The sequence below is a fragment of the Pseudomonas lini genome, assembly GCF_964063345.1.
Classification (GTDB): Bacteria; Pseudomonadota; Gammaproteobacteria; order Pseudomonadales; family Pseudomonadaceae; genus Aquipseudomonas; species Aquipseudomonas lini_B.
Genome location: NZ_OZ061318.1, coordinates 2,108,889 through 2,130,861 on the forward strand (window position 1 = coordinate 2,108,889; position 21,973 = coordinate 2,130,861).

Annotated in this window: 22 protein-coding genes; 10 read left to right on the forward strand and 12 right to left on the reverse strand. The window is 58.6% G+C overall.

Annotation, left to right across the window (positions count from 1 at the left end):
• Nucleotides 1-11 precede the first annotated feature (11 nt).
• The 3 genes from AB3226_RS09430 to AB3226_RS09440 all read right to left on the reverse strand — a co-directional run bounded on the left by AB3226_RS09430 (nucleotide 12) and on the right by AB3226_RS09440 (nucleotide 3,398).
• Nucleotides 12-1,109, reverse strand: a complete 1,098-nt coding sequence (locus AB3226_RS09430; protein ID WP_123358171.1) for an amino acid ABC transporter permease — start codon at nucleotides 1,107-1,109, stop codon at nucleotides 12-14.
• Between the two features lie 10 nt (nucleotides 1,110-1,119).
• Entirely contained in the window at nucleotides 1,120-2,301 is a 1,182-nt protein-coding gene (locus tag AB3226_RS09435; protein WP_367372878.1) for an amino acid ABC transporter permease, read from the reverse strand.
• 65 nt (nucleotides 2,302-2,366) lie between these two features.
• Nucleotides 2,367-3,398 carry an amino acid ABC transporter substrate-binding protein gene (locus AB3226_RS09440; protein ID WP_367372879.1) on the reverse strand — a complete coding sequence of 344 codons (1,032 nt, stop codon included), beginning with the start codon at nucleotides 3,396-3,398 and terminating at the stop codon, nucleotides 2,367-2,369.
• Nucleotides 3,399-3,867: 469 nt separating this feature from the next.
• On the opposite strand from AB3226_RS09440, the gene AB3226_RS09445 reads away from it, so the two are divergent.
• The 5 genes from AB3226_RS09445 to AB3226_RS09465 all read left to right on the forward strand — a co-directional run bounded on the left by AB3226_RS09445 (nucleotide 3,868) and on the right by AB3226_RS09465 (nucleotide 9,197).
• Complete coding sequence (locus tag AB3226_RS09445) at nucleotides 3,868-4,524, forward strand: alpha/beta hydrolase (protein WP_367372880.1); 657 nt, start codon at nucleotides 3,868-3,870, stop codon at nucleotides 4,522-4,524.
• Nucleotides 4,525-4,609: 85 nt separating this feature from the next.
• A complete protein-coding gene (rhlB, locus tag AB3226_RS09450) occupies nucleotides 4,610-6,097 on the forward strand; it encodes an ATP-dependent RNA helicase RhlB (RefSeq protein WP_367372881.1) in 1,488 nt (495 codons plus the stop codon).
• A gap of 140 nt (nucleotides 6,098-6,237) precedes the next feature.
• Nucleotides 6,238-7,185 (forward strand): ornithine cyclodeaminase family protein, encoded by a 948-nt coding sequence (locus AB3226_RS09455; protein WP_367372882.1) that lies wholly within the window; start codon nucleotides 6,238-6,240, stop codon nucleotides 7,183-7,185.
• A 144-nt stretch (nucleotides 7,186-7,329) separates the two neighbouring features.
• The gene (locus tag AB3226_RS09460) at nucleotides 7,330-8,457 is read left to right on the forward strand and encodes an NAD(P)/FAD-dependent oxidoreductase (RefSeq protein WP_367372883.1); all 1,128 of its coding nucleotides are present in this window, start codon (nucleotides 7,330-7,332) and stop codon (nucleotides 8,455-8,457) included.
• 98 nt (nucleotides 8,458-8,555) lie between these two features.
• Entirely contained in the window at nucleotides 8,556-9,197 is a 642-nt protein-coding gene (locus tag AB3226_RS09465; protein WP_038981650.1) for a transcriptional regulator, read from the forward strand.
• A gap of 124 nt (nucleotides 9,198-9,321) precedes the next feature.
• Here AB3226_RS09465 and AB3226_RS09470 read toward each other — a convergent pair whose 3' ends face one another.
• Together AB3226_RS09470 and hmpA are read right to left on the reverse strand one after the other, a co-directional pair.
• Nucleotides 9,322-10,098: an ABC transporter substrate-binding protein gene (locus AB3226_RS09470; protein ID WP_367372884.1), complete on the reverse strand. Its 777-nt coding sequence runs from the start codon at nucleotides 10,096-10,098 to the stop codon at nucleotides 9,322-9,324.
• Between the two features lie 232 nt (nucleotides 10,099-10,330).
• Nucleotides 10,331-11,512, reverse strand: a complete 1,182-nt coding sequence (gene hmpA, locus AB3226_RS09475) for an NO-inducible flavohemoprotein (protein WP_367372885.1) — start codon at nucleotides 11,510-11,512, stop codon at nucleotides 10,331-10,333.
• A 146-nt stretch (nucleotides 11,513-11,658) separates the two neighbouring features.
• Between hmpA and norR the strand changes: the two genes are divergently transcribed.
• The 5 genes from norR to AB3226_RS09500 all read left to right on the forward strand — a co-directional run bounded on the left by norR (nucleotide 11,659) and on the right by AB3226_RS09500 (nucleotide 16,154).
• Nucleotides 11,659-13,212 carry a nitric oxide reductase transcriptional regulator NorR gene (gene norR / locus AB3226_RS09480; RefSeq protein ID WP_367372886.1) on the forward strand — a complete coding sequence of 518 codons (1,554 nt, stop codon included), beginning with the start codon at nucleotides 11,659-11,661 and terminating at the stop codon, nucleotides 13,210-13,212.
• A 246-nt stretch (nucleotides 13,213-13,458) separates the two neighbouring features.
• Nucleotides 13,459-14,361 carry a chemotaxis protein CheW gene (locus AB3226_RS09485; protein WP_367372887.1) on the forward strand — a complete coding sequence of 301 codons (903 nt, stop codon included), beginning with the start codon at nucleotides 13,459-13,461 and terminating at the stop codon, nucleotides 14,359-14,361.
• Between the two features lie 27 nt (nucleotides 14,362-14,388).
• Nucleotides 14,389-14,847 (forward strand): GNAT family N-acetyltransferase, encoded by a 459-nt coding sequence (locus AB3226_RS09490; protein ID WP_367372888.1) that lies wholly within the window; start codon nucleotides 14,389-14,391, stop codon nucleotides 14,845-14,847.
• Nucleotides 14,848-14,994: 147 nt separating this feature from the next.
• On the forward strand, nucleotides 14,995-15,321 hold the full coding sequence (locus tag AB3226_RS09495) for a hypothetical protein (RefSeq protein WP_367372889.1): 327 nt from the start codon (nucleotides 14,995-14,997) through the stop codon (nucleotides 15,319-15,321).
• 83 nt (nucleotides 15,322-15,404) lie between these two features.
• Nucleotides 15,405-16,154, forward strand: coding sequence for a YkgJ family cysteine cluster protein (locus AB3226_RS09500; RefSeq protein WP_367372890.1), 750 nt, complete (start codon nucleotides 15,405-15,407; stop codon nucleotides 16,152-16,154).
• A 54-nt stretch (nucleotides 16,155-16,208) separates the two neighbouring features.
• Here the strand turns inward: AB3226_RS09500 and AB3226_RS09505 are convergent, their stop codons facing one another.
• The 7 genes from AB3226_RS09505 to petA form a co-directional block, all read right to left on the reverse strand.
• Nucleotides 16,209-17,351, reverse strand: coding sequence for a transporter substrate-binding domain-containing protein (locus AB3226_RS09505; protein ID WP_367372891.1), 1,143 nt, complete (start codon nucleotides 17,349-17,351; stop codon nucleotides 16,209-16,211).
• A gap of 142 nt (nucleotides 17,352-17,493) precedes the next feature.
• Nucleotides 17,494-17,751 (reverse strand): hypothetical protein, encoded by a 258-nt coding sequence (locus AB3226_RS09510; protein ID WP_367372892.1) that lies wholly within the window; start codon nucleotides 17,749-17,751, stop codon nucleotides 17,494-17,496.
• A 299-nt stretch (nucleotides 17,752-18,050) separates the two neighbouring features.
• Entirely contained in the window at nucleotides 18,051-18,464 is a 414-nt protein-coding gene (locus AB3226_RS09515) for a ClpXP protease specificity-enhancing factor (protein ID WP_008004998.1), read from the reverse strand.
• 16 nt (nucleotides 18,465-18,480) lie between these two features.
• Complete coding sequence (locus AB3226_RS09520) at nucleotides 18,481-19,098, reverse strand: glutathione S-transferase N-terminal domain-containing protein (RefSeq protein WP_007905304.1); 618 nt, start codon at nucleotides 19,096-19,098, stop codon at nucleotides 18,481-18,483.
• A 150-nt stretch (nucleotides 19,099-19,248) separates the two neighbouring features.
• Entirely contained in the window at nucleotides 19,249-20,031 is a 783-nt protein-coding gene (locus AB3226_RS09525; RefSeq protein ID WP_123358157.1) for a cytochrome c1, read from the reverse strand.
• On the reverse strand, nucleotides 20,031-21,242 hold the full coding sequence (locus AB3226_RS09530) for a cytochrome bc complex cytochrome b subunit (RefSeq protein WP_367372893.1): 1,212 nt from the start codon (nucleotides 21,240-21,242) through the stop codon (nucleotides 20,031-20,033). Before AB3226_RS09530 ends, AB3226_RS09525 begins: the two co-directional genes overlap by 1 nt.
• Nucleotides 21,242-21,835, reverse strand: coding sequence for a ubiquinol-cytochrome c reductase iron-sulfur subunit (gene petA / locus AB3226_RS09535; protein ID WP_092278177.1), 594 nt, complete (start codon nucleotides 21,833-21,835; stop codon nucleotides 21,242-21,244). Before petA ends, AB3226_RS09530 begins: the two co-directional genes overlap by 1 nt.
• Nucleotides 21,836-21,973 lie beyond the last annotated feature (138 nt).

Below are 21,973 nucleotides of genomic sequence, written 5' to 3' on the forward strand. Positions count from 1 at the left end.
TAGGTACTGCTTTAGCGCTTGTGGCCAGTGTCCAGCTTGCGTTCCAAATGCATGGAATAGCGGGACATACCAAAACAGAAAATCCAGAACACCAGGGCCGCGAACACATAGCCTTCAGTGGCCATGCCCAGCCATTTCGGGTCGGCGGCGGCTTGCTTGACGCTGTTGAGCAAGTCGAACAGGCCGATGATGATCACCAGGCTCGTGTCCTTGAACAGCGCAATGAAGGTGTTGACGATGCCAGGGATCACCAGCTTCAGGGCTTGCGGCAGAATCACCAGGCCCATGCTGCGCCAATAACCGAGGCCCATTGCTGCAGCCGCTTCGTATTGACCTTTGGGGATCGCTTGCAGACCGCCACGCACCACTTCAGCGATGTAGGCCGACTGGAACAGGATCACGCCGATCAGCGCCCGCAGCAGTTTGTCGAAGTTCATGCCTTCGGGCAGGAACAACGGCAACATCACCGAAGACATGAACAGCACCGTGATCAACGGCACACCACGCCAGAATTCAATGAAGGTCACGCAGACCACACGAATCGCGGGCATGTTCGACCGCCGACCCAAGGCCAGAACGATACCCAGCGGCAGTGCGCCGACGATACCGACGGTAGCGATCACCAGGGTCAGCATCAGGCCGCCCCACTGGCTGGTCGCCACGGTGCTCAGGCCGAACAGGCCACCGTGCAGCAGCAGGTAGGCAATGATCGGATAGAGCACCAGAAAGCTCAGGCCGTAGATTGCCTTGTGTGGAACGCGTGCGACGAACAACGGCGCCACGCCAATCACCGCCAGCCACACGGTCAGGTCTACGCGCCAGCGCAGGTCTGTCGGGTAGTAGCCATACATGAACTGGCCGAAGCGCTGCTGGATGAACACCCAGCAGGCGCCCTCCTTGGTGCAATCGGCGCGAGTGGTGCCGACCCAGTTGGCGTCGAGAATCGCCCAGCTCACGATAGGCGGAACTATCAGGTAAATCAGATAGAACGCGAACAGCGTCAGCAGGGTGTTGATCCAGCTGGAGAACATGTGCGCCCGCATCCACGCCACGACACCGATGCTGCTGCTCGGTGGGGGCATGTCGGGTTTGAAAGTATGAGTCGTCATGCGCTTTTCCTTACCGCTCGATCAGCGCAATGCGCTTGTTGTACCAGTTCATCAGCAGGGAAATGCTGATACTGATTGCCAGGTACACGCTCATGGTGATGGCAATGACTTCGATCGCCTGCCCGGTCTGGTTCAGCACCGTACCGGCAAACAACGACACCATCTCCGGATAACCGATACCGGCCGCCAGCGAGGAGTTCTTCGCCAGGTTCAGGTATTGGCTGGTCAGCGGTGGAATGATCACGCGCAGGGCTTGCGGGATAATCACCTTGCGCAGGGTCGGACCGTTGCGCAATCCCAACGAGTGCGCCGCTTCGGTCTGGCCATGGCTGACCGACTTGATGCCCGAACGCACGATCTCGGCGATAAACGCCGCAGTGTATACCGTCAAGGCCAGGGTCAGCGCCAGCAGTTCCGGGATCAGCACCCAGCCACCGACGAAGTTGAAGCCCTTGAGTTCCGGCATTTCCCAGTGCAGTGGCGCGCCGAAGATCAAGGCGCACAACGCAGGAATCACCAGAAACATCGCCAGGCCGACCCAGAACTTGTGGAACGGTACGCCGGTTGCTTCGAAACGCTTGTTGGCCCAGCGGCACATCAGCACGATGGCCACGATGGCCACGACGATGCTCACCACAAACGGCCAGAAACCGTCCGCTGCCAACGCTGCGGGCATGTTCAGGCCGCGGCTGCTGACGAAGAAGGTGTCGCCGAAGTTATGGCTGTTGCGTGGCCCCGGCATGGTCAGGAACACGGCAAAGTACCAGAACAGAATTTGCAGCAGGGGCGGAATGTTACGGAAGACCTCTACATAAACCGTCGCCAGCTTGGCAATGATCCAGTTCTTCGACAGCCGTGCCACACCGACGATGAACCCGAGGATCGTCGCCAGGATCACCCCGATAAAGGTGACCAGCAGGGTGTTGAGCAAGCCGATGACAAACACCCGGGCATAGCTGTCCGATTCGGTGTAGTCGATCAGGTGCTGAGCGATGCCGAAACCGGCGCTGCGCTCCAGAAAACTGAAACCGGAGGTAATGCCCCGATGTTGCAGGTTTGTTTGAGTGTTGTCGAACAGGTACCAACCCATCCCGACCACGGCGACAACCGTGATGATCTGAAACAGCCACGCACGCACTCGTGGATCGCTGAGGCTGAGCCTCTGCTTTGGTGCGCCGATTGAATTTTGCATGAAGTGCCCCGGAAATAATGGAACAGAACATCACCCGGTGGTTGGCCCACCGGGTGATAGAACCATCAGCGCACTGGTGGTGCGTATTGAATGCCGCCGTTGGTCCACAGGGCGTTCAAGCCACGGTCGATTTCCAGCGGAGTGCTCTTGCCGAGGTTTTTATCGAAAACTTCGCCGTAGTTACCGACTTGTTTGACGATTTTAACTACCCAGTCTTTCGGCAGTTTCAGATCCTTGCCGTATTCACCGTCGCCACCCAGCAGACGGGCAACGTCCGGGTTCTTGGTCGACTTGGCTTCAGCTTCGACGTTCTTCGAAGTGATGCCTGCTTCTTCAGCGTTGAGCATGGCGTAACCCGTCCAGCGCACGATGGCCAGCCACTCGTCGTCGCCATTACGCACGACCGGGCCCAGAGGTTCCTTGGAGATGGTTTCCGGCAGAACGACGTAGTCTTTAGGCGAGGCCAGTTTGCTGCGCTGTGCGTACAACTGGGACTTGTCGGAGGTCAGCACGTCGCAACGACCGGATTCCAGCGACTTGGCGCTTTCATCGGAGGTGTCGAAGGTGATCGGGGTGTACTTCAGGCCATTGGCGCGGAAGTAGTCGGACACGTTCAGCTCGGTGGTGGTACCGGCTTGAATACAGATGGTTGCGCCATCCAGTTCCTTGGCACTTTTCACGCCCAGCTTGCTGTTAGCCAGAAAGCCTACGCCGTCGTAATAGGTGATGAAGCCAGGAAACTTCAGGCCCATGCCCGCGTCACGGGAGCTGGTCATGGTGGAGTTGCGCGACAGCATGTCGATTTCGCCGGATTGCAAAGCAGTGAAACGCTCCTTGGCATTCAACTGGCTGAATTTGACCTTGGTTGCGTCGCCGAATACGGCAGCAGCTACAGCACGGCAGAAGTCAGCATCGATACCAACGATCTTGCCGGTAGAGTCTGGAACCGAGAAGCCCGGCAGACCGTCACTTACGCCGCACTGTACGAAACCTTTCTTCTGCACTGCATCCAGGGTTGCACCCGCCTGAGCGAACCCGCTGACACCAAGCACTGCAGCTGCAGTCACGATAGCCAGGGTGGATTTCAACATCTTCATTCAAACCTCCAAGTTTTTGCTCTTGTTGTGTCGGAGCTTAAGCCTTGCCGCACCCTTATGAGGCGCTGTTGACCCGTGCTGGTTTTTTTAGGGTCAACCGACGCAGGACCGTCGCTATGAGTCTAGTAGGAGAAAATCCACATCATGGATAACTCCCTTCTCACCAATCGGCCGAACGGGCTGTAGCCCTTTCACGTTCGCGAAGCTCGTAGCGGCCTTTGGCGAACATCCATCACCGGATTCTTTGCTATCCCATGACTAGCCGTACACTGATAGTGTTACCGCCAGGCATGAGAATGGTGTACAGGTTTCCCTATAGCAAAGCCCGTACCAGACCGCTCGCTAAAGCGATTCAGCGACAGGTCAATAGCAAAACTTTCAGCCTTGCGACATCTTATTAACTGATCAACCTGTTGCGCACTCCAACCTCGCACTTAAATGAGAGCGCATGCACAAATATGGAGCACCGATGACCGAGCCCTTGATTCTTCAACCCGTCAAGCCCGCAGACGCCTGCGTTATCTGGCTGCACGGGCTGGGCGCCGACCGCTACGACTTCCTGCCGGTGGCTGAAGCGCTGCAGGAAAGCTTGCTGACCACTCGCTTCGTCCTGCCCCAGGCACCGACTCGCGCCGTCACCATTAATGGTGGCTACGAAATGCCGAGCTGGTACGACATATTGGCCATGAGCCCGGCTCGCGCGATCAGTCGAGAGCAGCTGGAAGCGTCCGCGCAACGGGTCTTTGATTTGATCGAAGAGCAGAAGGTCAGCGGAATAGACGCCTCGCGCATCTTTCTCGCCGGTTTTTCCCAAGGTGGCGCCGTGGTATTGCACACGGCCTTTATGAAATGGCAGGGACCGCTGGGTGGCGTACTAGCCCTCTCTACTTACGCACCGACCTTCAGCGATGAACTGGAGCTTTCCGCCAGCCAGCAACGTATTCCGGTGCTGTCATTGCACGGCCAGTACGATGACGTGGTTCAAAACTCCATGGGCCGGACCGCCTACGAGTATTTAAAGCAACATGGTGTCACCGTGACATGGCAGGAATACCCAATGGGGCACGAAGTGTTACCCGAAGAAATTCGTGACATCGGCGTCTGGCTCGCCGAGCGTTTGCGCTAAAAGCTACCCATTGATCCATCCCACTACGCCGCGCCCGATTCTTGCATTACACTGGCCGGCGTATATTCCTTAACCAATTGATGAGATGACCGTGCTCAAAGCACTCAAGAAAATGTTCGGTAAAAGCGAGACTGAGCAGCTCGCGCCAGTCTCCAGCGCTCCTTCTCATACTCCCAGCCACCGCACCGACGGTAGTCAGCCTGGCCGGACCGCAACCGTAGCGGCACCGAAACACGAGCCGGTGACCACGCCGACCGCCCCCGCAGCCCCGGCCATCGCCTCTGAGCAGCCGCGCAGCGAAGCCCCGAAACCGGCAAAACCGCGTCGCGAACCAAAGCCAAAAGCGTCGGTTATTCCCTGGAAACTCGAAGACTTCGTCGTCGAACCCCAGGAAGGCAAAACCCGCTTCCACGATTTCAAACTCGCCCCCGAACTGATGCACGCCATTCAGGACCTGGGTTTTCCGTATTGCACGCCGATCCAGGCGCAGGTGCTTGGCTTCACCCTCGCGGGCAAAGACGCCATCGGTCGCGCCCAGACCGGCACCGGCAAAACCGCCGCCTTCCTGATTTCGATCATCACTCAGCTGCTGCAAACCCCGCCGCCCAAAGAGCGCTACATGGGTGAACCGCGGGCACTGATCATCGCCCCGACCCGGGAACTGGTGGTGCAGATCGCCAAGGACGCAGCCGACCTGACCAAGTACACCGGCCTCAACGTCATGACATTTGTCGGCGGCATGGACTTCGACAAGCAACTCAAGCACCTCGAAGCCCGCCACTGCGACATCCTCGTGGCCACTCCGGGCCGCTTGCTCGACTTCAACCAGCGCGGCGATGTGCATCTGGACATGGTCGAAGTGATGGTGCTGGACGAAGCCGACCGGATGCTCGACATGGGTTTCATCCCACAAGTGCGTCAGATCATTCGCCAGACTCCGCCGAAGAACGAGCGTCAGACGCTGCTGTTCTCCGCGACCTTCACCGAAGACGTGATGAACCTCGCCAAGCAATGGACCACCGACCCGTCGATCGTCGAGATCGAAGCGCAGAACGTGGCCAGCGAAAACGTCGAGCAACACATCTACGCGGTGGCCGGTGCCGACAAATACAAACTGCTCTACAACCTGGTCAACGATAACGGCTGGGAACGGGTAATGGTCTTCGCCAACCGCAAGGACGAAGTGCGGCGCATCGAAGAACGACTGGTACGCGATGGCGTCAACGCGGCGCAACTGTCTGGCGATGTGCCGCAGCACAAGCGCATCAAGACCCTTGAAGGTTTCCGCGAAGGCAAGATCCGCGTGCTGGTGGCCACCGATGTTGCCGGTCGCGGCATTCACATCGACGGCATCAGCCACGTGATCAACTTCACCCTGCCGGAAGTCCCGGACGACTACGTGCACCGCATCGGTCGTACCGGCCGTGCCGGCGCGGATGGCGTGTCCATCAGCTTTGCCGGTGAAGACGATTCCTACCAGCTACCGTCCATCGAGGCGCTGCTGGGTCGCAAGATCAGTTGTGAAACACCACCGACGCATCTGCTGCGGGCGGTTGAGCGCAAGCGCCCGTAACTCGGGGCTTTAAGAAAGAGGCGCAGCCGGAAACGGACTGCGCTTTTTTTTTCGTCCGGCTTTTGCAACAGGAGCTTGCTAGAGACAACTAAAAGTCCATAATGGACAAATTAGTTTACTTTCAGCGCCCGGAGCCGACCATGCCCAGCACGCCTTACGTGATCACCCAACCCCAGGCCCGCGAACTGCTGGCGCAAGTCGACGTACCGCAGATCCTGCGCAAGCTGTTCCGCGACCTGGCCGCCGGGCAAGCCGTGCAGCCGGCGCAACAACTGGTGGAATTTCCGAAGGGTGCCGGGGACTTCATCAACTACCTGGGTGTGCTGGCCGAAGACGGGGTGTATGGCGTCAAGACCTCGCCTTACATCGTGCGCGAGCAAGGCCCGCTGGTAACTGCCTGGACGCTACTGATGTCGATGCAAACTGGCCAGCCGCTGCTGCTCTGCGATGCCGGTGAACTGACCACGGCTCGCACCGCCGCGACGACGGCGGTGGCAGTCGATGCCCTCGCGCCATTGAACGCCCAACGCCTGGCGATCATCGGCAGCGGTAAAGTGGCCCAAGCGCACCTGCATTACGTCAAGGGTCTGCGAGACTGGCAAAGCATCAGCCTCTACTCGCCGAGCCTGAGCGGCAAGAACCCCGAAGCGCTGGCACAGCTCAAAAGCCTCGACCCACGACTGACCCTCGCCGACAGTTGCGAAGCCGCGATTCAGGAGGCCGACGTGATCATGCTCTGCACTTCGTCCGCCGGTCCGGTGATCGACCCGTCGAACTTAAGCAAGCCAGCGCTGATCACCTCCATCAGCACCAACGCCCCACGCGCCCACGAAGTGCCGCCGCAGAGCCTCAATGACATGCAGGTGTTCTGTGACTATCGTCAAACCACTCCGGGCTCGGCCGGTGAAATGCTGATCGCCGGAGAGCAGCATGGCTGGGACAAGCATTCGATTGTCGGCGATCTGCCCGACTTGCTCAGCGAAAAAGTGCAGCGCCCCGAATACGATCGCACGGTGTTCTTCCGATCCATCGGTCTGGGCCTGGAAGACATCGCACTGGCCAATGCCCTTTACCAACTACAGCGCTAACACCACGATCCTGTGGGAGCGGGCTTGCCCGCGATGCAGACGCCGCGGTCGGTCTGATAAACCGCAGTGATGCCATCGCGGGCAAGCCCGGCTCCCACAAGGTTCCTCTATATCAATGGCATCGCGCCCTTTCAGGAGACGTTCATGAGCCAGGCAGATTTCATCATCATCGGCGGCGGGATTGCTGGCGCTTCCACCGGTTTCTGGCTGTCGCAGCACGGGCGGGTGATTGTGCTCGAACGCGAATCCCATCCGGCCTATCACTCCACCGGACGCTCGGCGGCGCTGTACACCGCCGCCTACGGAACACCACAGGTTCGGGCATTGACCCAGGCCAGCCGCGACTTCTTCGATGCACCGCCGCCCGGCTTCTGCGAACACCCGCTGCTGACCCCGCGCGGCGAGATGACCGTCGACTTCACCGGCGATCCGGCCGAGCTGAGCAACCAATACCTGAGCGCCAAAGCCACGGTGCCAGAAATGCAATGGCTCAGCGCCGACGAAGCCTGCACGCGCCTACCAATCCTGCGTCGGGAAAAAGTCCATGGCGCGATCTACGACCCGACCGCCAGCGACATCGACACCGATGCTCTGCATCAGGGCTACCTGCGCGGCATCCGACGCAATAAAGGTGAGGTTCATACCGACAGCGAAGTATTGAGCCTGAGCCGCGATGTCGAAGGGCAATGGCAGGTTCAAACCAACACTCAGACCTTCAGCGCCCCGATCATCATCAACGCCGCCGGTGCCTGGGCCGACAAGATTGGCGAGCTGGCCGGCGCCCAACCGCTGGGCGTGCAACCCAAGCGCCGGGCAGCCTTTATCTTTGCCGGCCCCGAGGGTCTGGATATCCATGACTGGCCAATGCTGGTCAGCCTCGATGAATCCTTCTATATGAAGCCCGACGCCGGCATGTTCCTCGGTTCACCGGCCAACGCCGACCCGGTAGAACCGCACGACGTGCAGCCCGAAGAGCTGGACATCGCCATGGGCATTTACCAGATCGAAGAAGCCACCACCCTGACCATCCTCCGCCCGACCCGCACCTGGGCCGGCCTGCGCAGTTTCGTGCGCGACGGGGATTTGCTGTCCGGCTTCGATCAGCAGGTGCCGGGGCTGTTCTGGGTCGCGGCGCAAGGCGGCTACGGCATCCAGACGTCGCCGGCCATGGGCCAGGCCAGTGCTGCCCTGGTACGCGGTGAAGCCTTGCCCGAGCAGCTCACCCGTTTCGGCCTGGACGCCGGAATGCTCTCCCCCGCCCGCCTGAGCTGATCCTGATCCTGCCTCTCAGGTGACGTGTCCACACGATTGCGGCAAACTTCCAGCGTCCCTTTTTAACGGGGCGCTGACGCTGCCTGGAGTTCCACTGTATGAACGCACCTGAAAAAGACTCGGCCCTGGACGCTACGTCCATGGACAACTTCCGCGCGATTGCCGATGCGATCGCCACGTTGTTCTTCCCTCATGCCGAGGTGGTGCTGCATGACCTGCGCACGCAAAAGGTCGATTACATCGCCAACAACCTGTCCAAACGGGAAATCGGTGACGACTCGTCTCTGGAAGACATGCTCAGCGAAGAGGTCAGCGAACGAAACATCGGGCCGTACGAAAAGCTCAACTGGGACGGTCAGAAGATTCGCAGTCTCAGCAGCGTACTGCGCGACAGCGAGGGTCGTCCGCTGGCGGTGCTGTGCATCAACCTGAATATCTCGCTGTTCGAGAACGCGAAAGCGGCGCTGGATTTGTTCCTGTCGCCGACCAAGCTGATTCCGCAACCAGACTCACTGTTTCGCGATGACTGGCAGGAACGGATCAACACCTTTCTGCACGCCTGGTTGCGTGAGCGTCAGTTGAGCCTGAACGTGCTGACCCGCGACCACAAGCGCGAACTGGTGCTGGCGCTGCACGCCGAAGGCGCCTTCAAAGGCAAAAGCGCCTCCAACTATGTGGCCAATGTGCTGAATATGGGGCGGGCGACGGTGTACAAGCATTTGAAGGAATTGAAGGGCTAAAGATTTGCAGTGACTGTTCCGGCCTCATCGCGGGCAAGCCCGCTCCCACAGTGTCCGTGTCGTGCACAAAACATGAGTACACCGCAGAACCTGTGGGAGCGGGCTTGCCCGCGATGGCGATTAATCAATCGCCGTAAATATCCGACTTGAAGTACTTCTGCGAAATCTTCTGATACTCGCCATTGGCGCGAATGTCGTCGATCGCCTTGTTCAGATCCGCCACCAACTGCGTGTTGCCCTTGCGCACGGCAATCCCGGCGCCCTCGCCCACGTATTTCGGATCCTTGAGTTCCGGCCCGACAAAAGCGTAACCGGCGCCACGAGGCATCGCCAGGAAGTCACTCAACGGGATGGTGTCGGCAAAAATCGCATCGAGACGACCGGCTGCCAGATCCATGTAGATTTCTTCGTTGTTGCTGTAGCGCTTGACGTTGATGCCTTTGGGTTCAAAAACCTCGGTGGCGTAACGGTCGGTAGTGGTTGCGCGTTGCACGCCGATATTCTTGCCCTTGAGGCTGGCGTACTGGTCATCCACCACGGCGTCGTCCTTCATCACCAGACGCGATGAGGTGAAGTAATACTTGTGAGTGAAATCCACCGACTTCTTACGGTCTTCGTTAATGGTCATGGACGACAGCGCCATGTCGATTTTCTTCACCTTCAGGGAAGGAATCAGACCGTCGAACTCACCTTCGACCCACTCACACTTGACCTTCATCTGCGCGCACAGGGCATTGCCGATCTCGTAGTCAAAACCGACTATTTTGCCTTCCTGGGTTTTGGACGCGAACGGTGGATAAGCCGCTTCGATGCCGATGCGCAGGTTTTTCTCGGCGGCGAACAGGCTACTGCACGCCAACAGGCTCAAGGCCAGACCGGTGATGAGGGGGAATTTCTTCATATTCGTTCTCTCGCGGGTTGTTGTTGGTTTGGCAAGACAGAAGAAGCTGAAACGGGGAAACACTTTTTTGTACTTATAATTCCATACTGGACTTTTACGTATTATCCGTCAATCGGGCAGACAGCCTTATACCCGGCCTCTGGTCGGGTGCTAGCCAAATGCAAAAAAGGCCGGGTCGGTACTTCGCAAACAAGCGAAACACCGACCCGGCCCTCAGAAACCGCCCAGACAGTTATTCCAGCGCGGCAGCCGGCCCGAAGAACTCGTAACGGCTTTGCTTCTCCGGCACCCCCAAGGCCTTGAGGTGACGCTTGATCGCCGCCATGAAGCCTTTAGGCCCCAGGAAGTACGCATCCACATCGCGCTGTTCCGGCATCCACTCGCCGAGTTGTTCTTGGCTCAACAGGCCAACCTTGTCCGCCGCCGGGCTGACGCCATCGTCTTCGGCGTAGCAATAAAAACGCTTGAGCTGCGGATGACGGTCGGCCAGGCCATCGATCCAGTCGCGGAAGGCATGCACGCTACCGTTGCGCGCGCAGTGGATAAAGTGCACCGGCCGCTCGGTCGCCAGCGCCGCTTCGAGCATCGCCAGCGTCGGGGTGATACCGACGCCACCACTGATCAGCACCAGCGGTTTGTCGCTGGCGGTCAGGGTGAAATCGCCCGCTGGCGGGAACAGCATAATGCTCGCGCCCACATGCAGTTGATCGTGCAAATGGTTGGACGCGCGGCCGCCGGTTTCACGCTTGACGCTGATGCGGTACTGGCCCTTGTTGGCCAGCGCCGACAACGAATAGTTACGTCGAATTTCTTCGCCATCGAGGATCAGTTTCATGCCGATGTACTGGCCAGGCTCTGCCGCGAGAATCGGGCCCTTGTCCGCCGGTTCGAAGTAGAACGAGGTGATTTCTGCGCTCTCCTCGACCTTGGCCGCCACGATGAATTCCCGCGCGCCACGCCAGCCGCCCGGCGCCTGCTCTTTCTGGTCGTAGATGCTGGCTTCGGCGCCGATCAGGATCTCGGCCAATTGACCGTAGGCCGCCCCCCAGGCACTCATCACTTCAGGCGTGGCAATCTCTTCGCCCAGTACTTCGGAGATCGCTCGCAACAGGCAACTACCCACGATCGGGTAATGCTCCGGGAGGATTTGCAGCGCCACGTGCTTGTTGATGATCTTGGCCACCAGGTCGCCCAACTGATCGAGCTGGTCGATGTGCCGCGCATACATCAGTACACCGTTGGCCAGGGCGCGAGGCTGATCACCGCTGGTCTGGTGAGCCTGGTTGAACAGCGGGCGGACTTCCGGGTATTCAGAGAGCATCATGCGGTAGAAGTGAGTGATCAACGCTTCGCCGCCGCTTTCCAGCAACGGCACGGTGGACTTGACGATGGCACGGTCTTGAACGCTAAGCATAAGAGCAACCCCTGGCTTTATATGAATAACGTTTACGTATCAGTTTCCATGCCAACAATTAAATCCTTATAACTCATATAGTTAAAAACACAGTAGTCATATCGACACGCGACGCTTTATAGTCACACCGACTACACGGAGTCATTATGACTGCAAAATTACTGCTCACGACCCTGCTGCCCCTGGTCTCCGACCTGTCCCGCGAATTGCCCGAAGGCGAGCGCTACCGACGCTTGCTCGAAGCCATGCGCGCCCTGCTCCCTTGCGACGCCGCAGCCCTGCTGCGACTCGATGGCGAATGGCTGGTGCCGCTGGCGGTGGATGGATTGAGCACCGACACCCTCGGTCGACGGTTCAAGGTCAGCGAACACCCGCGCTTCGAAGTGCTGCTCAGCAGTCCCGGTCCGACTCGCTTCGCCGCCGACAGCGATTTGCCCGATCCTTATGACGGTTTGGTCGATGGTCTTCACGATCACCTGGAAGTCCACGACTGCATGGGCTGCCCGTTGTTTATCGACGAGCGTCCGTGGGGTTTGCTGACCCTCGACGCGCTCGACCCTGAACGTTTCGAACCGATCGAACTGGACGCCCTGCAAGCCTTCGCCAGCCTCGCCGCCGCCACGGTCAACGCCGCCGAGCGCATCGAACGGCTGGCCAATCGCGTCGAAGACGAACATCAGCGCGCCGAGGTTTACCGTCAGGCCAGCGGCCAGCAGAGCCGCGAAATGATCGGCCAGAGCAAGACTTACAAACGTCTGGTGGAAGAGATCAGCCTGGTGGGCGGCAGCGACCTGACGGTGCTGATCACCGGCGAAACCGGAGTCGGCAAAGAGCTGGTGGCCCAAGCCATCCACGCGGCGTCCCCACGGGCCGACAAACCGATCATCAGCCTCAATTGCGCCGCCCTGCCAGACACGCTGGTGGAGAGCGAATTGTTTGGCCATGTGCGCGGTGCTTTCACCGGCGCGACGAATGATCGGCGCGGCAAGTTCGAACTGGCCAACGGCGGCACATTATTTCTCGATGAAGTGGGCGAACTGTCGCTGACGGTACAGGCCAAATTATTGAGGGTGTTACAAAGCGGTCAACTGCAGCGCCTGGGGTCGGACAAGGAGCATCAGGTCGACGTGCGATTGATCGCGGCGACCAACCGCGACCTGGCCGAAGAAGTGCGCAGCGGTCGCTACCGTGCCGACTTTTATCATCGCCTGAGTGTTTACCCGCTGCTGGTGCCCGCACTGCGCGATCGCGGTCGGGATGTGCTATTGCTCAGCGGCTACTTCCTGGAACAAAACCGCTCACGCATGGGCCTCAACAGCTTGCGTCTGACCAGCGATGCGCAAGCGGCACTATTGGCGTATGACTGGCCGGGGAACGTGCGGGAGCTGGAGCATTTGATTGGTCGCAGTGCCTTGAAGGCGTTGGGCAACTGCAAACAACGGCCGAAGATTCTCAGCTTGAGCGCGGCGGATCTGGACTTGCCCAATGGCAGCGTTGAACCCGCGCCAGAACCGGTGGATGCTGCGCCGGCCGCTGTGTTGGTTTCAGGGGACTTGCGTGAAGCCACCGAGCATTATCAGCGCCAACTGATCAGCGCTTGCCTGGAACGGCACCAGAACAACTGGGCCAGCGCGGCGCGGGAGCTGGGTCTGGATCGGGCGAACCTTGGACGGATGGCCAAGCGCCTTGGAATGAAGTGACGGCCTCATCGTCGGAACGCCGCCCGGAGCCGGCTCGCTCCCACATTTGATCTTTATGAGACACACATATTGTGTTCGGCGAAAATCCATTGTGGGAGCGAGCCGGCTCCGGGCGGCGTTCCGACGATGGGGTCCTGCCATTCACCCAAATTGCTAAAGCCTGCCCCCGACAAGTCGATAACCCGGCATCGATAGTTGTTGGCGATCTTCTCAATCGCCCATCACCTTTTTCCACAGAAGGTTTTTATGTCTTCCAACAAAGCCCGCGCAGATTCACTTTCGCTTCTGCTGTTTACCTTGCGCAGCGGCAAGCTGATGGCGATCAACCTGCTGAAAGTCAGCGAAATCATTCCCTGCCCGCCGCTGACCAAGCTGCCGGAGTCGCACCCCCACGTCAAAGGCATCGCCACCCTGCGCGGCGCCTCGTTGTCAGTGATCGACCTGAGCCGCGCCATCGGCGAGCGCCCGCTGGAAGACCCGAACGGTGGCTGCCTGATCGTCACCGACGTCAGCCGCTCCAAGCAGGGCCTGCACGTTCAGGCGGTGAGCAAAATCGTCCATTGCCTGACCACTGACATCCGTCCACCCCCCTTCGGCTCCGGCGGTGTGCGTTCGTACATCACTGGCGTGACCTCGGTCGACGGCACGCTGGTGCAAGTGCTGGACATCGAAAAGGTCATCCACGGCATCGCTCCGGCGCAGATCGAAACGGCCCCGACCGAACTGAGCATGGAAGACGCCGAAGTACTCGGCAACGCGCGGATTCTGGTGGTCGATGACAGCCAGGTCGCCCTGCAACAATCGGTGCACACCCTGCGCAACCTCGGCCTGCAATGCCACACCGCTCGCAGCGCCAAGGAAGCCATCGACTGCCTGCTGGACCTGCAAGGCACCGCCCAGCAGATCAACCTGATCGTCTCCGATATCGAAATGTCGGAAATGGACGGCTATGCCCTCACCCGCACATTGCGCGAAACCCCCGACTTCTCGCACCTCTATGTGTTGCTGCACACCTCGCTGGACAGTGCGATGAACAGCGAGAAGGCTCGACTGGCCGGGGCCAACGCGGTGCTGACCAAATTCTCCTCGCCGGAACTGACCAAATGCCTGATCGTGGCGGCCAGGGCCATCGCCGAACAAGGTCACTGAGTTGTGGCTGAGGTTTTTTGTTTTCTGATGCGGCGCAACCTCGCTGAGGATGTGCCGCCTTTCACTTGGCCAAATGGCATTGAGTTGACCCAGTACCGCCCTGAACTTGCCGAAGACGTTCATCACTTGATGGAACTGGGCTATCTGGAAGGTAGCGGTCGCGTACCGGCGCTGGAAATCTGGCAGCAACGTTTCGAAACCGATCCTGAATACGATCCGACCCTGTGCTTCATCGCGCTCGACGCCGAAGGAGTCGTTGGCGTCGCCCAATGCTGGACCAGCGCTTACATCAAGAGCCTGGTAGTGCATCCGCGCGCTCAAGGCCTCGGACTTGGCCGTGCCCTGCTGCTAAATGCTTTCAACGTATTTCAGCAACGTCGCGAAGGTTTTGTGGATCTGAAGGTGCTGGAAAACAACCTTCGGGCCCAGCGTTTGTATGAAAGTGCCGGGATGTATGTGGTCCGCCGGGAGCCGGTTCCAACCTGACACCGCCTTCGCGGGCAAGCCTCGCTCCCACAGGATTCAGGTGATCCCTGTGGGAGCGGGGCTTGCCCGCGAAGAGGCCCGCCCCCCCCCCCAAAAACCATCAGGCATACTCCGACCTCGGCCACTACACGCTAAGGATGCCCAACCATGAAAGCCATCACCCTGACCTTCCTCTGCGTCACCACCCTCGCCACCCCAGCCCACGCCTCCAGCCCCAACGCCTGGGCCACCTACGACAAAGCCGTGCTCGCCAGTTGCACCAAAAACAGTGGCCTGAAAAACGTCAAACCCGTCGGCGACGCCGCACAGTTCGATGACCGGGTCGGTTATACCGCGCTCCTGCTGCAAGGCCAGTACCCGCAAAAACACATGAAAGGCCAGCAAGGCACCGAGCTGTGCCTCTACCACAAGAAAAGCAAAACCGCGTACGTGACCGAGTGGGACTCCATCCGCCCAACAGCAAAAGCACAGTGAGTGGCGCATAACTTGCTTCGGCACAGGCCTTTGCGGTGGCTTTTTGTCGCCATTTCATGCCCCCACAGGTGACTGGCCGTTCGATGAATACAACGTTTTCCTGCGTAGGTTGTGGCAAATGCTGCAACGACCACCACGTGCCCCTGACACTGGCCGAAGCCCGAATGTGGGCGGCCGATGGCGGTCAGGTGATCGTGCTGGTGGAGGCCTTTCTCGCCAATGGCCTGGGCCTGCCCGTGCAGCAACGCGAACATGCCGAACGCCGTTCGGTGGTAGTTCGAAGTGGCACCTGCGAGGCGCACGTGGCGATCACCTTCGCCGCCTACAACGTCGGTCCCTGCCGGAATCTTGACGAAGACAACCTCTGCCGCATCTACGAACGCCGACCGCTGGTGTGTCGCATCTACCCGATGGAAATCAATCCGCACATCCCGCTCAACCCGGCTATCAAAGAATGCCCGTCCGAGTCGTGGGAAACAGGGCCGGATTTGATCATCGGTGGTGAACTGGTGGATCAGGAACTGGCGGGATTAATTCAGCGCTCGCGTCAGGCGGATCGCGATGAGATTCAGACCAAGGATACGATTTGCGCGTTATTGGGGATTCGGACGACCGCGTTGAAGGGGGATGGATTTACAGCCTATTTGCCGGACATGACTGCGTTTGCCATGGTCATTGATCAGGTTTCAGCGCAATCGCAGATGGAGCCGGGTAGTGACTGGTGGTTTCACGTGTCGGGTGAGGATATTGCCGGGCAAGTGCAGGCGGCAGGTGCACAGGTGGCGACCGATACACCGGTTAACTATGCGTTTATTTCGTTGCGGGCAGCCTGAAACACCCAACCACTGCACAACTTTCGTTGCACAGTGGCTTTGTCTGACGGTGAGTCAGCGAGCTGCAACCGCAAGGCATTCGACTTCCACCCGTGCATTCGCCAGCAGTTTTTTAGCCGCGAATGTTGTCCGAGCAGGCAGGCGATCGGCCGGAAAAGTCCCGCGGTAAACCGCATTCATGGCATCGAAGTCTTTGATATCGGCAAGTATGACCGTGCATTTGGCCACATGAGCGAGGGACGAGCCTCTACGTTGCAGCTCGGTGCGCAGGTTCTCCATGACCTGGGTCATTTGCGGGCCAATCCCGCCCTTGACCAGTTGGCCATCAGCATCCAGACCGAGCATCCCGGACAGATAAAGGGTCTCACCGGCCTGTACTGCATCGGAAAATGGCAAGCCTTCTTCATTCGGAAAGTAACGTGGTGAATCGGGGGCTGCTGGCGGCAAGTAGCGCTCAGTAATTGCTTGGTAGTGGCCATTTAGCTTGAGACGCTCAAGGGCCGCATTCAGGTTATCGCGCAAGCGGGTGTCACTTTTGCGCACAGCCATCGCCACACCATTGCCCAGCATGGGATCGTTGAGGGCAGGACCGGCAAAGTCGAACGCCTGTCCTTGAGGTTGGCTTAGCAAGGCTTGAGTGATTTCGATGGAGTCTTGCAGGGTGGCATCGATCTCCCCCGCCAAAAGACTGGCAATCAACTGGTCGTTGAATTGAAAACTGCGCACCGTTACGCCCGCGTCCGCCCAACGCACCTTGGCGAACGCTTCACGGCTGGTGCCTGCCAAGACGCCGATACGCTTGCCTTTGAGCGATTGCACATCCGGTTGTAACGTCGCGCCTTTGCGCGCTACCAGACGGCTACTCAGGGGATAAAGATTGTCGGTGAAATCGACCCGCTCGCGCCGCGCCTGTGTAGCCGTCATCGGCATGATCACGTCGAAACGGCCGGCTTCAAGGGCATGGAGGTTGGTCGCGTAATCCTGATCGATCCAGACACAGCGGGTTTCGAGTTCAGCACACAGTGCGTTGCCCAACTCGATGTTCAATCCGACCAGCTCACCTTTGTCGTTACGGCTCTCAAACGGTGGAACCAGGGCTTCGACCCCGAAGCGGATCTGAGGATCGACCGCAGAGGACACGCAGCCGGTGGTCAGGGCCACCAGAGAGAGTAGAGACAGGGTTTTCAGCAGAGACATTGGGTGGCCTTCATCAAAAATTCACAGGGCGTGAATTCTTGATGAGTGACAGCCGTCTTTCCCAGAGGATTAATCGCGCATCCTTGTGGGAACTGTCTCAATGGCTGGAGGAATAGTTACCGGCCAAGAAAATGTCTGACTATCAGCGTTTACCCATCGAACGACGAGTGCCGGGAGGTGCGGCGCCGGGAGTCTTGGTATGGCCATTCTTGGCGCCGTTCTTGTACCAAGGCTGACTGGCGTTCTTCGCAGCGGCCAAATCACCCGGTTTAAACGGGAACTTGAACGCCGGGATCGCCGCTTTGGTTTCGCTGTCTGCGCTGGAGTCGACGCTGTCTGGCAGGTCTGCCTGGTCGTCGCTCAAAGCGTCGCCAACCGGCGGTTGTGTCGGGGAAGTCATGAAAGCTCCGGGTGATGCTCAAAGAGTCGGGCCCGGTAGGCGAGCCACGAAAGGCGGCAGTATACCTGTGTCGGGAGCCGCAAGCTGCAGTTGCTCCATTGGGTTTTACGTGGACTGACCTGCCGTCTTCGCCGGCAAGCCTCAATGCCAGTCAGTTAAGACATTGAACCCTATAGGAGCGAGCTTGCTCGCGAAGACGGCGGTGCAGTCAACATCGATGTCGCGTGATATACCGCTTTCGTCGGAACGATCCACCGGGCGCACATAAAAAAAGCGATCCATTCGGATCGCCTTTTTTATTACTTCACCACTTTCAAACTCGGTCGACCGCTGGGACGCGGCGGCTCGCTGTCGGGTGGCGGAACATCATCATCCGGCTCGATCTCTTCCTCGTCTTCCAGAGGCGATTCCATATCGAACACCATGCCCTGACCGTTCTCCCGAGCGTAAATGCCCAGGATCGATGCGATAGGCACGTACAGGGTGTGTGGCACGCCACCGAAGCGCCCCTCGAAACTGACCGCCTCGTTGTCCATGTGCAGATGACGCACGGCTGCCGGGGAAACGTTCAGGACAATCTGTCCGTCACTGGCAAAACCCTGAGGCACCTGCACCGACGGATACTCGGAATTGACCAGCATGTGCGGGGTGCAATCGTTGTCCACAATCCACTCGTAGAGCGCACGGACCAGATAAGGTCGACTGGAGTTCATAGCGGCTCCTTAAGCCTTAGCGCATATCGCGTTCGACACCAGACAGACTCGCCTGGAAAGCCTCACGTGCAAACGAGCGCTCCATATAATCAAGCAACGGCTTGGCAGGCCGCGGCAGTTCAATACCCAGAATCGGCAATCGCCAGAGTATTGGCAATAGGCAGCAATCCACCAGACTTTGTTCCTCACTGAGGAAAAACGGCTTGTCGGCAAACAACGGCGACACGCCTGTCAGGCTTTCGCGCAGCTCTTTACGAGCCACGACACGGGCGGCTTCCTTGGTCCGCGAATCCAGGATCAGATCCACCAGACCACACCAATCACGCTGAATGCGATGAATCAGCAGACGACTGTTGGCACGCGCCACAGGATAAACCGGCAGCAATGGCGGGTGTGGGTAACGCTCATCCAGATATTCCATCACCACGGTCGACTCCCACAACGCCAGGTCACGATCGACCAGGGTGGGCAGGCTTCCGTAAGGGTTCACCTCAATCAGTTTAGGCGGCTGGCGACCAGCCTCCACGTAAATGATCTCGGCGCTGACACCCTTCTCTGCAAGTACGATGCGCACTCGGTGGGAATAGTGGTCGGCGGGGTCGGAGTAACAGGCCAACCGATTGGTCACGCCCATGGCGGTCCTCCTCGCTTGTTGAAATTATCGGAAACGGAAAAACACGCGCGCCCAGAGGGCGCCTCCCGTAACGCCTGGGTCACCAGACTCGTTACACCTTCAGAGACGCCCCTGGGCGCGCGCGATTAACAGCAATGGCTTACAGCTTTATCAATGGACGTCTTTCCAGTATTCACGCTTGAGCAAGTAAGCGAATACGAAGAAGAACGCCAGGTACAGCAACACATAGGTACCGATGCGCTGATGCTGCAGCTTCACCGGGTTGGCCGAGTAGGCCAGGAAGGTCACCAGGTTCTTGACCTTCTCGTCGAACTGCTCTTCGTTCAGCGTGCCGGTTTTCGGCAATACCGTCAGCTGGTCGCAGGCTTCATGGGTCAAACCCGTACCGGTCAGCGGATCGTATTGCTTCTTGCCGTCTTCGACGATTTGAACTTGTTTACAGCCTACCACTTGACGACCCTGCAAGCCGACCAGAACGTTAGGCATGCCGACGTTCGGGAACACCTTGTTGTTCACGCCCCAAGGACGCGACGGGTCTTCATAGAAGGAACGCAGGTAGCCGTAGAGCCAGTCTGTGCCACGAACACGAGCCACCAGCGTCAGGTCGGGCGGCGCAGCACCGAACCAGGTCTTGGCGTCAGCCGGCTGCATGCCGATGTTCATGTGGTCACCGATCTTGGCGCCGGTGAACACCAGCTTCTCAAGCATCAGTTCATGAGGAATGCCCAGGTCATCGGCAACACGCTCGTAGCGCTGGAACTTGGCGCTGTGGCAGCCCATGCAATAGTTGGCGAACGTACGTGCGCCGTCCTGCATGGCAGCCTTGTCGGAAACGTCGATGTCGACCTTCTCAAGCTCAGGACCACCGTGTTCGGCCGCAAAGGACAATACAGGCATCGCCGCAAGAATCAGTACTGCAAATAGCTTTTTCATCAGCCAGTCACCCTTTCCGGAACCGGTTTGGTCTTCTCGAGCCTGGTGTAGAACGGCATCAGAATGAAGTAGGCGAAGTACAGGAAGGTACATACCTGCGACAGCAACGTACGGCCTGGAGTTGGAGCCAGAACACCCAACACGCCCAGGATCACGAACGAGATGCAGAACACCCAGAGCCAGATCTTGCTCAGCCAGCCCTTGTAGCGCATCGACTTGACCGGACTCCGATCAAGCCAGGGAAGGACAAACAACATTGCAATCGAAGCGCCCATGGCAATTACGCCCAGAAGCTTGTCCGGAATCGCCCGCAGAATCGCGTAGAACGGCGTGAAGTACCAGACCGGAGCGATGTGCTCAGGGGTCTTGAAGGCGTTCGCCACTTCAAAGTTCGGCTTCTCGAGGAAGTAGCCGCCCATTTCAGGGAAGAAGAACACGATCGAGCAGAAGATGAACAGGAACACCACCACGCCGACGATATCTTTCACGGTGTAGTACGGGTGGAAGGCAATGCCGTCCAGCGGTATACCGTTTTCGTCTTTGTGTTTCTTGATGTCGACGCCATCCGGGTTGTTCGAACCGACTTCGTGCAGCGCCAGAATGTGCACCACCACCAGACCGAGGATCACGATCGGCAGGGCAACCACATGCAAGGCGAAGAAGCGGTTCAGGGTAATACCGGAAATCAGGTAGTCACCACGAATCCACTGGGTCAGGTCGTTACCGATGACCGGGATCGCACCGAACAGCGAGATGATCACCTGCGCACCCCAGTAGGACATCTGGCCCCACGGCAGCAGATAACCCATGAAGGCTTCAGCCATCAGCGCCAGGTAGATCAGCATGCCGAACACCCACACCAGCTCGCGCGGCTTCTGATACGAACCGTAGAGCAGGCCACGGAACATGTGCAGATAGACCACGATGAAGAACGCCGAAGCGCCGGTGGAGTGCAGCAGACGCAGGATCGAGCCGTACTCGACGTCGCGCATGATGTATTCGACGGAAGCAAACGCCTCTTCCGCCGACGGGGTGTAGCTCATGGTCAGCCAGACACCGGTAACGATCTGGTTGACCAGAACGAGCAGTGCGAGGGAGCCAAAGAAATAGAAGAAGTTGAAGTTCTTCGGGGCGTAGTACTTGCTGAGATGGTCTTCCCACATTTTGGTCGCGGGGAAGCGCGCATCAACCCAATCCATGAACTTGCTCATCACGCTTTCTCCGTATCGACGCCAATGACAATGATGTCATCGGTCTCATAGGAATGCGGGGGAACTGGCAGGTTCAAAGGCGCAGGTTGCGACTTGTAGACGCGGCCAGCCAAATCGTAGTGAGAACCGTGGCAAGGGCAGAAATAACCACCTACCCAATCCTTGCCCAGGTCGGCAGGTGCCACTTCTGGACGGAAAGTTGGAGAGCAACCCAGGTGAGTGCAGATACCGATCAGCAGCAGAACTTCTGGCTTGATCGAACGCGTCTCCGGGTCGACATAGGTCGGTTGCGTAGAGTTCTTGGAGGCCGGGTCAGACAGCTGGCCCTCGATCTTTTTCAGATTCCCCAGGATTTCCTCGGTACGGCGGACAATGAACACCGGCTGACCGCGCCACTCAGCAATCATTTGCTGACCTGGCTCGATTTTGCTGACATTCACTTTCACCGGTGCACCTGCAGCTTTCGCCTTGGCACTGGGAAACCATGACCCCACGAACGGGACCGCAGCCCCCACCGCTCCTGCAGCACCCACCACGGATGTGGCTGCTACCAAGAAGCGACGCCGGCCTGCATTCACGCCGTCATTGCTCATTCAGTCCTCTCCCATCAGCTTTGTGGCCTGTTAAATCAGGCGTCTACTAAGTAAAAATCTGAACTTATAAAAATTTTGCCGAATGGTAATGAAAAGCCCCAATTCTGACAAGGTAATTACCGAGGGGCTCCACTGCCA